Source organism: Microbispora sp. NPDC046973 (assembly GCF_040644495.1).
Lineage (GTDB): Bacteria > Actinomycetota > Actinomycetes > Streptosporangiales > Streptosporangiaceae > Microbispora.
On sequence record NZ_JBEYWQ010000023.1, the window covers coordinates 87,533 to 101,882 of the forward strand.

At 72.7% G+C, this 14,350-nt stretch carries 12 protein-coding genes; 4 read left to right on the forward strand and 8 right to left on the reverse strand.

All coding sequences use genetic code 11. The features are described from left to right. Positions 1–8 precede the first annotated feature (8 nt). The 7 genes from ABZ860_RS32420 to ABZ860_RS32450 form a co-directional block, all read right to left on the reverse strand. Positions 9–839: a carbohydrate ABC transporter permease gene (locus ABZ860_RS32420; RefSeq protein WP_357227425.1), complete on the reverse strand. Its 831-nt coding sequence runs from the start codon at positions 837–839 to the stop codon at positions 9–11. Next, the gene (locus ABZ860_RS32425; protein WP_357227428.1) at positions 836–1,780 is read right to left on the reverse strand and encodes a sugar ABC transporter permease; all 945 of its coding nucleotides are present in this window, start codon (positions 1,778–1,780) and stop codon (positions 836–838) included. The genes ABZ860_RS32420 and ABZ860_RS32425 overlap by 4 nt, the downstream gene beginning before the upstream one ends. A 38-nt stretch (positions 1,781–1,818) precedes the next feature. Next, a complete protein-coding gene (locus ABZ860_RS32430; protein WP_357227431.1) occupies positions 1,819–3,111 on the reverse strand; it encodes an extracellular solute-binding protein in 1,293 nt (430 codons plus the stop codon). 160 nt (positions 3,112–3,271) lie between these two features. Then, positions 3,272–5,038 carry a thiol reductant ABC exporter subunit CydC gene (gene cydC, locus ABZ860_RS32435; protein ID WP_357227434.1) on the reverse strand — a complete coding sequence of 589 codons (1,767 nt, stop codon included), beginning with the start codon at positions 5,036–5,038 and terminating at the stop codon, positions 3,272–3,274. After that, the gene (gene cydD / locus ABZ860_RS32440; protein ID WP_357227437.1) at positions 5,035–6,789 is read right to left on the reverse strand and encodes a thiol reductant ABC exporter subunit CydD; all 1,755 of its coding nucleotides are present in this window, start codon (positions 6,787–6,789) and stop codon (positions 5,035–5,037) included. The genes cydC and cydD overlap by 4 nt, the downstream gene beginning before the upstream one ends. Positions 6,790–6,799: 10 nt before the next feature. Continuing rightward, positions 6,800–7,546: a cytochrome d ubiquinol oxidase subunit II gene (locus ABZ860_RS32445; RefSeq protein WP_357227440.1), complete on the reverse strand. Its 747-nt coding sequence runs from the start codon at positions 7,544–7,546 to the stop codon at positions 6,800–6,802. Between the two features lie 14 nt (positions 7,547–7,560). Further along, entirely contained in the window at positions 7,561–8,748 is a 1,188-nt protein-coding gene (locus ABZ860_RS32450; protein ID WP_357227443.1) for a cytochrome ubiquinol oxidase subunit I, read from the reverse strand. Between the two features lie 93 nt (positions 8,749–8,841). Here ABZ860_RS32450 and ABZ860_RS32455 point away from each other — a divergent pair, with 93 nt between their 5' ends. Next, positions 8,842–9,165 (forward strand): helix-turn-helix transcriptional regulator, encoded by a 324-nt coding sequence (locus ABZ860_RS32455; protein ID WP_357227446.1) that lies wholly within the window; start codon positions 8,842–8,844, stop codon positions 9,163–9,165. Here the strand turns inward: ABZ860_RS32455 and ABZ860_RS32460 are convergent. Continuing rightward, entirely contained in the window at positions 9,125–9,856 is a 732-nt protein-coding gene (locus ABZ860_RS32460; RefSeq protein WP_357227449.1) for a permease prefix domain 1-containing protein, read from the reverse strand. The genes ABZ860_RS32455 and ABZ860_RS32460 overlap by 41 nt on opposite strands. Before the next feature lie 403 nt (positions 9,857–10,259). Here ABZ860_RS32460 and ABZ860_RS32465 point away from each other — a divergent pair, with 403 nt between their 5' ends. From ABZ860_RS32465 to ABZ860_RS32475, 3 genes are all read left to right on the forward strand, one after another. Next, complete coding sequence (locus ABZ860_RS32465; RefSeq protein WP_357227452.1) at positions 10,260–10,730, forward strand: universal stress protein; 471 nt, start codon at positions 10,260–10,262, stop codon at positions 10,728–10,730. An 87-nt stretch (positions 10,731–10,817) separates the two neighbouring features. Beyond that, on the forward strand, positions 10,818–11,699 hold the full coding sequence (locus tag ABZ860_RS32470) for a universal stress protein (protein ID WP_357227455.1): 882 nt from the start codon (positions 10,818–10,820) through the stop codon (positions 11,697–11,699). Positions 11,700–11,849: 150 nt separating this feature from the next. Beyond that, complete coding sequence (locus ABZ860_RS32475) at positions 11,850–14,327, forward strand: ExeM/NucH family extracellular endonuclease (protein WP_357227458.1); 2,478 nt, start codon at positions 11,850–11,852, stop codon at positions 14,325–14,327. Positions 14,328–14,350: the final 23 nt, after the last annotated feature.

Below are 14,350 nucleotides of genomic sequence, written 5' to 3' on the forward strand. Positions count from 1 at the left end.
CCTGCCTTCTACTTGCTCATGCCGGCGGTCAGCCCGGCGATGATCTGCTTGGTCGCCAGGACGAACAGCACGAAGAGCGGCGCCGTGGCGAGAACCAGCCCGGCGAACAGCGCCGACCAGTCGGTCGTGTACTCGCCGAAGAACTGCGACAGCCCGCGCGGGATCGTGAACCTCTCGTCCGAGCGCAGCAGCACCAGCGGGTAGAGGAACTCATGCCACAGGGGCACGAACTGGAACAGCATCACCGACGCCAGCGCGGGCCGCACCAGCGGCAGCATGATCTGCCCGAAGATCCGGAACTCGCCGGCCCCGTCGAGCCGGGCCGCCTCGTCCAGCTCGCCGGGCAGGGAACGGTAGAACGCCGACAGCACGAACATGCAGAACGGCACCCCGGACGCTGCGTACAGCAGCGTGAGCCCGAGCAGCGAGTCGATCAGGCCCATGGAGTCCATCAGGTAGAAGATCGGCACCAGGCCCAGCCGGATCGGCAGCATCAGCCCCGCAAGGAAGTACGCCCCGAGCACCCGGCTGCCGGCGAAGTCGTAGCGGGCCAGCGGATAGGCCGCCATCGCGGAGACCGCCGTGCCGAGCAGCACCGCGCCGCAGGTGACGACCAGCGAGTTCAGCAGGTAGGTGCTGAACGACGCCTCCGTCCACACCCGGCCGTAACTGTGCAGCGTGGGCGACGCCGGGAGCCCCAGCGGCGCGGTGAAGATCTCGCTCGTGGGCCGCAGCGAGTTGAGCACCATGACGGCCAGCGGCAGCAGCGCGACGACCGCGTACCCCCACAGCAGCAGGTGGACGGCGACGCGCCCCGGAGCCCGGCTCCGGGCCGTCACAGCAGGCTCCTCTCCCGGCGGCGGAAGTACGAGCCGGCCAGCAGCGACACCCCGAAGATGAACACGAACATCAGCACCGCGAGCGCCGACGACCGCCCGATCGCCTCCGTGCCGCCCTCCACGAACGCGACCCGGTAGAACAGCAGGCCGAGCACGTCGGTCGAGCCCGCCGGGGACCCGGTCGACCCGGCCATCGCGTAGACCAGCCCGAAGGCGTTGAAGTTGCCGATGAACGTCAGCACGCTCACCACGCCGATCGCCGGGGTGAGCAGCGGCAGCGTCACCCGCCGGAAGGACTGCCAGGCCGACGCGCCGTCGACCCTCGCCGCCTCGTGATACTCGGCCGGGATCCCGGCGAGCGCGGCGGAGAACAGCAGCATGGGGAAGCCCACCCACTGCCACGCGTTGACCACGATGACGATCGGCAGCGCCGTACGCGTGTCGCCCAGCCAGGGCAACGCCCAGGAGTCCAGGCCGACGGCCTCGAGCAGCGAGTTGACCGGGCCGAACGTGGGGTTGAGCAGCAGGCTCCACAGGTAGCCGACGACCAGCGGGTCCACCAGGTAGGGCGTGGTGAACGCGGCCTGCAGGAACCGCTTGCCGCGGCCGTACCGGAACAGCAGGAGGGCGAACAGCAGGCCGACGGTGTTCTGGATCAGCATCGTCCCGGCGAAGAACAGCGCGTTGTGCCCGAACGCCCGCCACAGCTGCTGGTCGTAGGGGTAGACGCCGAACAGGTCCCGGTAGTTGCCGAGCCCGGCGAACCCCGCCTGCCGGATCCCGCGCCACTCGAAGAAGCTGTACTCCAGCGCGGTGACCAGCGGATAGACGATGAAGACCGAGTAGAGCAGGAGCGCGGGCAGCAGGAACACGGCCAGCACCCGCCATCGCGGCACGTACCGGCGGCCGGCGCCGGTGCGTGCCGCGCGACGCCCGGACAAGCGTCCGGGGAAGCGCCCTGCGGGGCGCCGGGGCGTGCTCAGTTCCCCGGCTTGAACCACTGCTCGACGCCCTTCTGCACGCTCTCGGCGACCGCCTTGGGATCGGTCTGGCCGACCAGCATCTTCTGCACCTCGTCCCGGAAGACCGCGTCACCGTTCGGCTGGCCGTACCGGAAGTCGACGAGCAGCGTGTACGGCGCGCCGTTGGCGGCGTAGTTCTTCGCCATCTCGGCCAGCAGCGGGTCCGGCGGCGTGACGCCGGGGACCGCGGACAGCTGCTTCAGCTCGCCGGCGTAGAGCTGCCCGAACTCCGGCGTCGCCATCCACGTGACCAGTTCGAGCGCCTCGGCCTGGTGGGCCGACTTGGCGTTGACGCCGAACGAGCCGTCGGCCCAGCCCGGGGTGACGGGGGTGGTCACCGGGGAGCCGGGCGGCGGCGGCACCTGGAAGGCGCCGACCTCAAGGCTGGGGTTGAGCGCGAGCACGGGCGCCAGGTCGAAGCTGCCCGTGGGGTACATCGCGGCCTTTCCGGTGGCGAACAGCGCCTGGACGTCGGGGATCTTGACGGCCGCCACGTCCTTGGGGAAGTACGGCTCCAGGTCCTTGAGCAGCTTGACGGAGGCCGTGAAGTCGGGGTCGGTGAACTTCTTCGCGCCGCTCAGCAGCGCGTCCCGGAACTTCGCGCTGCCGTAACGGGCGTTGCCGAAGATCTCGTGGACGATCGGCAGCGTCCAGGTCGCGTCGGGACCGGCCGCGACGGCGAACGGCGTGATCCCGGCCGCCTTCAGCTTCTGCGCCGCTGCGATCATGTCGTCCCAGGTGGCGGGGGGCTTGATGCCGTTGTCGCCGAACAGCTTCTTGTTGTAGAGCACCTGGAGCGTCTGGTAGGCGAACGGCACACCGTAGATCTTGCCGTCCTTGTGGCCCTTGGCGCCTTCCAGCAGCTTGGCGTCGAAACCGGACAGCGCCGCGACCTTGCCGTCCAGCGGGACCAGCTGGCCCGCCTCGACCAGCGGCTGGAGCCCGCCGTAGGCCCGCAGCTGGGCGACGTCAGGCCCGGCGGTGCCGGACAGGCCGGTGGCCAGGATGTTGTTGTACTCGGTGGCCTGGAACGGCTTGAACTCGACGTGGATCTTCGGGTGCGACTCCTCGAACTTGGCGAGGATCTTCTCGTACGCCTTGACGTCCTCCACCCGCCACGACCACAGGCTCAGCGTGACCTTGTCACCGCCCGCCTCGCCGCCCTGGTCGGATGCGCCGCCCCCGGGAGCGCACGCCGCCAGCGCCACCGCGAGCACGCCGATCGCTCCCGCGATCCATCTTCTCTTCATGAGACTCCCTGTCGGCTCGTAGCCAGTTCGGCGAGCGCCATGCGTGTAGGTAAATGCCATGCAAGGTCATCGCGTTGTCTGAAAATTACTTACATCTGACAAGATCCGCAATGCCTTCTTCACGGAAGGTTCACGCGAGCAGGTGGCGGGGCGGGAGCGTTCAGCCGCGGTGGCGGGTGAGGGCCTCGGACTCCCACAGATCGCGGTAGTAACCGGGCACGGCGACGAGGCCGGCGTGCGTGCCGCGCTGGGTGACCGTGCCGCCCTCCAGCACGACGATCTCGTCGACCTGTTCCAGGCCGCGCAGCCGGTGGGTGACCAGCAGCGTGGTGCGGCCCCGGGTGGCGTCCAGCAGGTCGGCCATCAGCAGGTCGGCCGTCTCCTCGTCCAGGGCCTCGGCCGGCTCGTCCAGCAGCAGCACCGGCGGGTCGTACAGCAGGGCCCGGGCCAGCGCGAGCCGCTGGAGCTGGCCGCCGGAAACGGTGCGGCCGTCCTCGCCGAGCACCGTGTCCCAGCCGGTGCGCTCGGTCCAGGCGCCCAGGCGGGCCCGCCGCACCGCCGCCTCGATGTCCTCCGTGGGCGCCTGCGGACCGGCCAGGCGCAGGTTGTCCCTGACCGTGGCCTGGAAGACGTACGGGTCCTGGGTGAGGCCCGTGATGAGCGCCCGAACGTCGTCGGAGGACAGGCGCCGCACGTCGGTCCCGTTGAGCCGGATCGCGCCGGACTCGATCTCCACCGTCCGCATCAGCGCCGACAGCAGGGTGCTCTTGCCCGCGCCGCTCGGGCCGACCACCGCGACCCGGCGGCCCGGCGTCAGCGTCAGGCTCACGCCCTTCAGCGCGGGCTCGCGCCCGCCGTGGCGCACCACGAGGTCGTCGACCTCGACCGTCAGCGGCGGCTCGGGCGCGGGCGCGGGGTCCGAGGGCTCGCGCACCGCCGGGGGAGTGGCGGCGGTCTCCCTGAGCCTGCGCAGCGCCGCGACCACTCCCGCGAACCGCTCGCCCGCCGCCGCCAGCGGCAGCGCGGGCTCGAAGGCGACCAGCGAGGTCAGGGCGGCCACGGCGGTCGCGACCCGGCCGAGACCGGCGGCCTGGGCCGTCAGGACCACGGCGACGACGGTCAGCCCCTGCGTCAGCATGCCGACGCCGAGCGCGGCGGCGTTGATCCGGGCCTGCCCCCGCTCCAGCCGGGACAGCCGCCCGTCGGCGTCCATCGCCGCCGACAGCGCCCGGTCACGCGCGCCGTACGCCGCGAGGTCGGCCGCACCGTGGACCAGGTCGGCCACCCGGGCGGCCAGGTCCGCGCGGGCCGGGGCGATCCGCGCCGACCAGCGCCGCGCGGCGGCGGCCGTGCCCGCGGGCAGCAGCACCCCGGCGACGAGCAGGCCCGCGGCGAGCACGAACGCGGCGGCGGGCAGCAGGAAGCCCGCGATGACGACGGCGGCGACGCCGGTGATCAGCGCGGCGGCGGCCGGCAGCAGGCAGCGGACGAGCAGGTCCTGCACGGCGTCGGTGTCGTCCACCATCCGGCTGAGCAGGTCGGCCCCGCGCTGCTGCAGCGGCCCGGCCGGGATCAGCGCCCGGTAGAGACGCTCGCGGGTGCCCGCCTGCGCGCGCAGCGCGACGTCGTGCCCGGCCAGGCGCTCGCCGTACCGGAACACCCCACGCGTGGTCGCGAACGCCCGCACGGCCACGATTGCGACCGACAGCGCCGCCAGGGGCGGCTGCTCGGCGGCCCGGGTGATCAGCCAGGCGGCCGACGCGATGAGCGCGACCCCCGCGAGGTCGGCCGCCGCCCCGGCGAGCGCGGCGAGCACGAGCCGCCGGCCCATGCCGGTGCCGGTGATCACCGACAGCGGTGAGGCCGCCGTGGCCGTCCCCGTGGCCGTCTTCGAGGTCGTCTTCGGGGTCGTCTGCGCGCGGCTCATCGGGCCTCCCCGCCCTGTGCGGAGATCGAGGGAGCCGCGACCGCGGGAACGAGGACGCCGCCGTCGAGGCGGACGACCCGGTCGGCCAGGTCGATCATCGCCGGACGGTGGGCGACGATGATCGCTGTGCGCCCCTCGGCCAGCCTGCGTGTGGCCGCCACGATCGCCGCCTCGCTCCTGCCGTCGAGCCGCGCCGTGGGCTCGTCCAGCAGCAGCACCTGGGCGGCGGGGCGGCAGAAGGCCCTGGCCAGGGCGACCCGCTGACGCTGGCCCGCCGACAGGTTCGCGCCGCGCTCGCCGAGCGGGGTGTCATACCCCTGCGGCAGGGCGCCGGCGAACTCCGCGACCTGCGCCGCCTCGGCGGCGGCCCTGATCTCCTCCGCGCCGATCTCGTCAGGACCGGCCGCCGAGCCGAGCGCGATGTTGTCGGCCACAGACGTCGCGAACAGGTGCGGGCGCTGCGGCACGAAGGCGAGCCGCCGCCGCCACTCGTCGAGGTCGAGGCCGGCCAGATCCGTTCCGTCCGCCAGCACCCGCCCCTCGGACGGGGCCACGAACCCGAGCAGCAGGTGCAGCAGCGTGCTCTTGCCCGCGCCGCTCGGGCCCACGATCGCCACCCGCTCACCCGGCCGGATGACCAGCGAGACGCGGTCGAGCGCGGTCTCCTCGCGGCCCGGGTAGCGCACGGTGACGTCCTCCAGGCGAATCTCCGGCGGCCCGCCGGCCGCCGCGGAACGCCCCGCGCTCCCTGCCTCTTTCGCGCTCCGCGCGCTTGGTGCCTTCCCGGTGCCCGTCGCCGCTTCGGCCGGCCGGCTCTCCCGCCCGGCCTCCTGCGGCGGATTGATCACCGCGAACGCCTCGTCGGCGGCGGCGACGCCCTCCATGGCGGCGTGGAAGCGGGTGCCCATCGCGCGCAGCGGCAGGTACGCCTCGGGGGCCAGCAGCAGCACGAGCAGCGCCGTGCGCAGGTCGAGCGAGCCCGACAGCAGCCGCAGCCCCACGGGCACCGCCACCAGCGCCAGCGACAGCGACGCCACGAGTTCGAGCACCAGCGACGACAGGAACGCCACCCGCAGCGTGCGCATGGTCGCGGCGCGATGGGCCTCGGCCACCTCGCGGATCACCGACGCCTGGTAGCGGGCCCGGCCGAACGCCCGCAGCGTGGGCAGGCCGCGCACGACGTCGAGGAAGTGACCGCCGAGGCGGGCCAGCGCGCGCCACTGCCGTTCTGTCACGGTCTTGGTGGTCCACCCGACCAGCGCCCCGAAGATCGGGATCAGCGGCAGCGTGAGCACCACGATCACGGCGGTGGCCAGGTCGGCCGCGAAGAGCCGGACCACGACCGCGAGCGGCACGACCCCGGCCACGGCGACCGACGGCAGGTAGCCCGTCAGGTAGGGGTCGAGCGCGTCGAGCCCCCGGCCCGCGAGCGTCACCAGCTCACCCGACCGGTACGCCGGGCCGAGACCCTCCACCCGGCCGAGGAGCAGCCGCCGCAGGGCCGACTTCAGCGCGGTGGCCGCGCGGCCGGCGAGCACTCCCTGCGCCCATCCGAGCAGCCCGCGGCAGGCGACGACGAGCGCCAGGGGGAGCAGCGCGGCGACCGCGAACCGGCCCGACAGCACCCCGGCCAGCAGTTCCGCCTGCACGAGCACGAGCAGCCCGGCCACCACCGCCGCCGCCAGGCAGCAGGCGAGATGGATGCGGACGCTCCGCTCCGCGCGGGCCAGCCGGAGGAGATCCTTGTGCAACGGTCCCCAATCAGAAGAACGTCGGCAGCGCGCCCCTGGAGAAGGTGCGCCACACCCATACTTGCGCGCCCACGAGGATCGGGGCGACCGGGACCACCATGACACTGAGCACAGTCAGTGTCTGATCCGGGGCGGCGTTGCGGAGCATGGGGGCGGCCACGGCCGCCATGACCAGGACCGCGGGCGCGGCGGCGGCGCAGGCCGACACCAGCAGCGCCCGCCCGCTCCCGCGCGGGCCGTCCTGCAGGCGCCAGGCCGCGAAGGTGTGCCCGTGCCAGGCGAGCAGCGCGAGCAGCGCCACTCCTCCCGCGACGCCCGGCACGTCGAAGGGCGAGGCGGGCAGGCCGCGCGCGACGGCCACCAGGATCGCGCCCCAGGCGAGCGCCAGCCCCGCCGAGCCCGCCCACAGCGCGCCGTCCCACGCCAGCCGCCAGGCGGCGCCGCCGGCCCTGCGGCGGAACCACAGCCCCGCGTCGCGCACGATCCACGCCAGCAGCAGGGCGACGACGAGGGGATACAGGCGGCTCAGCGCCTGGCCCTCCAGCACCGGGAACGCGCCGAACAGCACGCCGGCGAGCGCGACCAGCCACACCTCGTTGGCGAGCACGAACGGGGCCATCGCCCCGACGAGGCGGTCGCGGGCGGCGGGGGAGCGGGCCAGCACGGGCAGCAGCACGCCGAGCCCGATGTCGAAGCCCTCCAGGGCGAAGTAGCCGGCCAGCAGCACGGCGAACGTCAGGAACCAGAAGATGTCCATGGGGAGCGTGTCCTCTACAGCGAGTGGGTGGGGACGGGCTCGGCGGTGACGGGAAGGTCCGCGGCGCCGAGCGCGACCTGTCCGGGGCCGCGCCGTACGGCACGGGCGATGAGGACGTAGTCGACGAGGGCGAGCAGCCCGAGCACGCCCGCGAAACCCGCGAAGGAGGCGGTGATGTCCGCGCGGGTCAGCCCGGGGGTGAGGGCGTCGGCCACGGAGAGCTTGCCGTACACCAGCCAGGGCTGGCGGCCGACCTCACGGACCATCCAGCCGGCGATCGCCGCGACGAACGGCAGCGGGGTCATGATCATGAGGAGCGGGTGCAGCCAGCGCCAGCGGGCCAGCAGGTCGCGGATGAGCAGCGGCGTCAGCACGAACATCACGGCGAACTGGACGAGCTGCCCGATCGTGATCATCAGCCCGAGCGCGGTGCCGGGGATCGCTCCGTGGAACTTGTCCGGCTGGACGTCGCCGACCGGCCCGAACTGGGCGTAGCCGAACCCGACGGTGAACAGCGACCCGACGAAGGCGGTCAGCACGCCGATGCGCAGGGAGCGGGTGAAGAACTCCCGCTCGGGGGTGCGCCGGAACAGGTGGTAGGCGCTGGCGCCCATCACGACGAACCCGCCGGTCCACAACCCGGCGCTCAGCACGTGGGGGAGTGCGAAGACGAGGGTCGGGTTGGTGAGCAGCGCCCCGAAGTCGCGCAGCACGAGCCGCCCGCCCACCTCTGCCGAGCCCACCGGGTTCTGCAGGAAGGAGTTGGCGACCATGATGAACAGCGCCGAGGCGTACGCCGTCAGCGTCACCAGCCAGATGCAGGCCACGTGGAGCCCGCGCGGCAGCCGGTGCCAGCCGAAGATCCACAGGCCGAGGAACGTGGACTCCAGGAAGAAGGCCAGCAGCGTCTCCATGGCCAGCGGCGCGCCGAACACGTCGCCCGCGTAGTGCGAAAGCCCGCTCCAGCTCAGCCCGAACTGGAACTCCATCACGAGCCCGGTGACGATGCCGAGCGCGTAGTTGATCACGTAGATCTGTCCCCAGAAGCGGGTCATCCGCTCGTGCAGGGGATTCCCGCCGATGGCGTACCGAGTGTGCATGATCGCCACCAGTGGGGCCAGCCCGAGCGTGAGCACGACGAACAGGAAGTGGAGGCTTCCGGTCACGGCGAACTGCAGCCGAGCGAGGCCGACGACGTCCATTGGTCTCTCCTTGGCGTCCTATACGTAGACTGCCTACATATAGACAGCCTACATATACACTGGAGGCGTGAAGAACCGGGATAGGCTGCGGGCGTGAACGCCGATGCGCTCCGGGGCCATATGGACGCCCTGCTGCTCTCCGTGCTGGAGCGCGAGCCGCTGCACGGCTACGCGATCATCGAGGCGCTGCGTGAGCGCAGCGGCGGCGCACTCGACGTGCCGACGGGCACGGTCTACCCCGCGCTGCGCAGGCTGGAGCGGGCCGGGCTGCTCGCCGGCGAGTGGGCCTCCGACGGGGGGCGCAAACGGCGGACCTACCGCCTCACCGACACCGGGCGCAAGGCCCTGGCGGGGGAGCGGTCGGCCTGGCGGTCGTTCACGACCGCGATAGGGAGCGTTCTCGATCCGCTGCGCTGAGATTCGCCGCGCTCAGCGCGGAGACCGCCCTGGTGCACCGCAGGCAGTGCGCGGCGCTGTACAGCTGCCACACGCTGAGCGCGTAGCTGACCGCGGACACGGCCAGCCCGGGAAGGTAGTCGCTGAACCCCACAGGGCCGTGGGCGGCCGCCGCCAGCATCAGGCCCATCGCCCCGATCAGCGGCGTCTGGATCCAGACGAACAACCCCAGCCACCGGGTGAGCCGCGCGGGCCGGCGGATGTGCCGCGCCCAGCGGCCGAACGCGAGCAGCGCGACGCCGCCCATCACGCCCACGCTGAGCTGGAGGAGATCCACCGTCCTGGCCAACAGCCCGAACCACACCGGTTTGATCTCGTCGACATGCGGGCTCTCGGGGAAGACCCGCCAGATCACCGCCCACATGAACGCGATGAGCGGCACGCTGAGGAACAGCAGCGCGGCCGTGCGGCGGCCCTGGCTCACCGTCAGCTCCCCCTGGAAGCCCGGCGCGACCTCGGGCACGGTCCCGAAGTCGGCGACCGCCAGCCGTTCGGCCTCGGCCCGGGGGAGACCCTCGTCCTCGTACGCCTCGGCCGCGTCGAGCAGGCTGTCGCGCGCCTCGGCCAGCAGGTCGCGCCTGGCCCCGCCCGGGCCCCGCAGCGCACGGCGCATCGACGCGACGTACTCGTCGATCGGACCCGCGTTCCCCATCGTTCCTCCCCGGTCTGCGGCAAGCGTACGGCCGGGGCACCCGGGGGCGCATCAGGGTGATCCCTGACCTGGGACCGAAGGTCCCGCACGACCCGTGCCGTACGGCACTGCCGCTCCGGGCCGCCGTGCGCTGTCCTTGAGAATGGGGAGCGGGTAACGAGAAGGCCGGCGAGCGCCTCCGGATCGGCAAAGGGCGGGAGCGGCACCGCTCCGGTTCGCAGATACCCTGTCCTCAGGTGCGACCCGGCCCCCCAAAACATGGCCTGCCCCTGGTGAGGCGAGAGGTACCGGCGGTGTTCCTGGGTACAGGGATGCTCGTGGGCGGTGTCTTCTGACCGTTTCGCCGCGGCAACACCCTGTTAACCCTGGTCGGCGAGACTGAGAGCGGAGAGCGAGGCGGGACGTGAACCAGCCGAAGATCGTGGTGGGCATCAACGGGTCGATGGCGTCGCAGGCCGCATTGAGGTGGGCCGCCGCCGAGGGTTCGCTGCGCGGTGCGCGGGTCGAGGCGGTGTACGCCTGGGAGTGGACGGGCGGGCTGCACGCCCACTACGCGCCGATCGCGAGCCGCACCTCACGGGAGGACGAGCACAAGACCGCCCTCGACGTCGCCGCCCAGGCCGTCGCCGAACTCGGCGAGCGCCACGTCGAACCGGTCGTCGTCGAAGGTTCGCCGGCGCAGGTCCTGCTGCGCGCGACCGAGGGCGCCGACCTGCTGGTGCTGGGCGCGCACGAGGCCGAGTCGGAGCCTTACCCCGTGCTCAATCCGGTCGTGTCCGCCTGCCTGCTGCGGGCCAGGTGCCCGGTCGTCGTCGTGCTGCCCGGCATGGAGCACGACCGGCGTCCCGGAGTGCTGGCGGGCAGCCGGTCCTGACGCGACCTACGCCAGGGGCCGGATGTCCTCCCGGTCTCGGGACTTTCCGCCCTGCCGGACCGTACGGCCCGGGCGGAGCATGAGGGCATGGACCCCAACCGCCCAGCCGACGGCCCAGCAGCCGACCCGGGCATCGTCGTCGGGTACGACGGCTCCGATTTCGCCATGCAGGCGCTCGACTGGGCGATGGACGAGGCCGAGTTCAGGGACTCGCCCATCACCGTCTGCCACGCCTGGCAGTCGCCGTACGACGCGGGCGACGAGGAGGCGCGCAAGTCGCTGCACCACGCGGCCGAGCACGTGCTGTGGCACGGCGCGGAATGCGCCCGGCAGTGCACGAGCGGCGTCCGCGTGCGAGAGGACCTGTTCGAGGGGCCGGCCTCCGATCGGCTCGTCGCGCTGTCGGAGACGGCCGGCCTCGTCGTCGTGGGATCGCGCGGCCTGAGCGGCGCGGCCCGCCGCGTGATGGGGTCGGTCGCGGGGCACGTCGCGACGCACGCCCACTGCCCGGTGATCGTGGTCCGCGGCACGGGGCCGCTGCCGCATCGCAGGCACCCCGGACCCGTCGTCGTCGGCGTCGGCGGCGGCGACGACCACGTCCTCGCCTTCGCCTACCACGAGGCCGCCCTGCGCGGGCTGCCGCTGATCGCGGTGCACGCCTGGCGCTACCCGGCCGCCGCCTGGAGCGCGGGCATGGCGCCCATGGTGATGTCCGACGTCCCCGGCAGGGAGGCCGTCCAGGCCCTGGAATCCGCCCTGGAGCCCTGGCGCGCGCGCTATCCGGACGTGCACACCCTGCTCCAGCCGGTCGAGGGGCCCGTGCTCGACGTGCTGGCCGACACCTCACCCGGCGCGACCATGCTGGTCGTCGGCGCGACCCGCGCCCGGGGGATGCTCGGCAGGCTCGGGTCGGTCACCCGGCCGCTGATCGACGCGGTCACCTGCCCGGTGGCCGTCGTCCACTGCTGACCGGATAGGACCGATCCATCCCGGACCGCGACGCGCAAGGGCAGTACGCCTACGTTTGCGACGTCAGGTAATCGGCAAATTCATACAAGTTTGTGATAAAGACACTTAATGGTCCTGGTGCCGCGGTGGTCTACCCCTAAAGTCCGGGGCATGCGTGCTCTATCCCGGGCCTGTCCCGATGACCACCTCGGTGGCCGCGACACGAGACGCGGCTTCCGCGCGGTCGCCGCGCTCGCGGCCGCCGGTCTCCTGACCGCCGGCGTCACGGTCGCGTCGCCGGCGCCCGCCTCGGCCGAGCCGGGCGCCGTGGTGATCAGCCAGGTGTACGGAGGCGGCGGCAACTCCGGCGCCCCCTACACCAACGACTACGTCGAACTGTTCAACCGTGGCACCGCCACGATCTCGCTGGACGGCTGGTCCCTTCAGTACACGAGTGCCACCGGGACCGGCCAGTTCGGCTCCCAGAAGCAGGACCTGTCGGGCTCGCTCGCCCCCGGCGGATATCACCTGGTCCAGCTGTCCGCCGGAACGACGCCGAGCGGTACGCTGCCGGCCGCCGACACCGTCGGCACTCTCAGCCTGAGCGCCACGGCCGGCAAGGTCGCCCTGGTCCGCTCGACCACCGGCCTGGCCTGCAACGGCGGCTCCTCTCCCTGCACACCGGAGCAGACCGCCCAGATCGCCGACCTCGTCGGGTACGGCACGGCCAACTACTTCGAGGGCTCGGCGGCGGCCCCGGGCCTGAGCAACTCCACCGCCGCGGTGCGCGCCGGCGGCGGCTGTGCCGACACCGACGACAACGCCGCCGACTTCGCCGCGGGCACGCCCGCGCCGCGCAACACGGCGACGCCCCCGGCTCCCTGCGGCGTCGCCTCGCCGTCGCCGTCCGCGACCCCTTCCGCGACCCCCTCCGCGTCGCCCTCGGCATCGCCGTCGGTCTCGCCGTCCGTGTCGCCCTCCGCCTCGCCGACGCCGTCGCCCACTCCCTCCGCCGACCCGTGCGACGTGCCGGCGAACCGGCAGATCGCCGAGGTCCAGGGCAGCGGCGCCGCCTCCCCGCTCGCAGGGCAGACCGTCCGGGTCGAGGGAATCGTGACCGGCGACTTCCAGCAGACCGGCCAGCAGAGCGGCTTCTACTTCCAGGACCCGACGCCCGACGCGGACCCGGCCACCTCCGACGGCCTGTTCGCGTTCGCCCGGGCGTCGTTCAAGGATGTCAAGGCCGGCGACCGGGTGCTCGTCACCGGCAGGGTCACCGAGTTCAACGGGCTCACCGAGCTGTCCCCGGTCACGGCGGTGGACGTCTGCGGCACCGGGACGATCACCCCGAAGGCCTACGACCTGCCGCGGGCCGACGGCGCCACCTTCGAGCCGTACGAGAACGTGCTCGTGACCTTCCCCGAGCCGCTGACCGTGACCGACCACTACAACCTCGGCCGGTACGGCGAGGTGACGGTCGCCGCCGGCGGCAGGCTGTTCCAGCCGACCGACCGGGAGGGGGTGGACCCCGCCCTGGACGCCCGCAGGTCGCTGCTCGTCGACGACGGCTCGAACACCGAGAACCCGGCGACGATCCCCTACACGACGCCGCAGGTCGTCCGCCTCGGCGACACCGCGCTGGGCGTCACCGGCGTGCTGAGCTACGGCTTCGGGGCCTACCGGCTGGAGCCGACCAAGCAGATCACCTTCCTGCGGACCAACCCCCGGCTGCCGGCGCCGCTGCCGGTCGGCGGGAACGTCCGCGTCGCGAGCCTCAACACGCTCAACTGGTTCACGACGCTCGGCTCGCGCGGCGCCGACACCGCCGAGGAGCAGCAGCGGCAGCTCAAGAAGATCGTCGCCACGCTCAAGGGCCTCGACGCCGACGTCGTCGGGCTCATGGAGGTCGAGAACAACGGGCAGACCGCCGTCGAGGCGCTGGTCGACGCCCTGAACGCCGAGGTGGGCGCGGGCACGTACGCCGCCCTGACCCACCCCTACCCGGGCACCGACGCCATCCACGTCGCCGCGATCTACAAGCCGGCGAAGCTGACCCCCGTCGGGGAGACGCGGTCGTCCACCGACCCCGTCTTCCGGCGGCCGCCGCTGATCCAGACCTTCCGCCGAGTGGGCGGCGGCCAGCCCTTCACGCTGCTCGTCAACCACTTCAAGTCCAAGGGCTGTGACGAGGAGGCCACCGGCGGCGACAGCGACCAGGGCGACGGGCAGAGCTGCTACAACGCCGAGCGCGTGCGGCAGGCCAAGGCCGTGCTCGGCCTCATCGACTCGATGGACCTGCCGAACCCGCTGGTGATCGGCGACCTCAACGCCTACGGCGAGGAGGACCCGATCCACACCCTGGAGACGGGCGGCCTGACCAGCCTGTCCAAGCGGTTCGTCCCCGCCGCCCAGCGCTACAGCTACCTGTTCGGCGGGCTGTCGGGCGAGCTGGACCACGCGATGGCCGGCAAGCAGCTGGTCAAGCGGGTGACCGGGGCGACCATCTGGCACGTCAACGCCGACGAGTCGCGCATCCTCGACTACAACCTGGAGTACAACCCGCCGAGCCTCTACCGGCCCGACGCGTTCCGCTCCTCCGACCACGACCCGCTGCTGATCGGGCTGAACCTGCCCGGCGGCAAGGGCTGACGATCCGCACGCGAAGGGGCCCC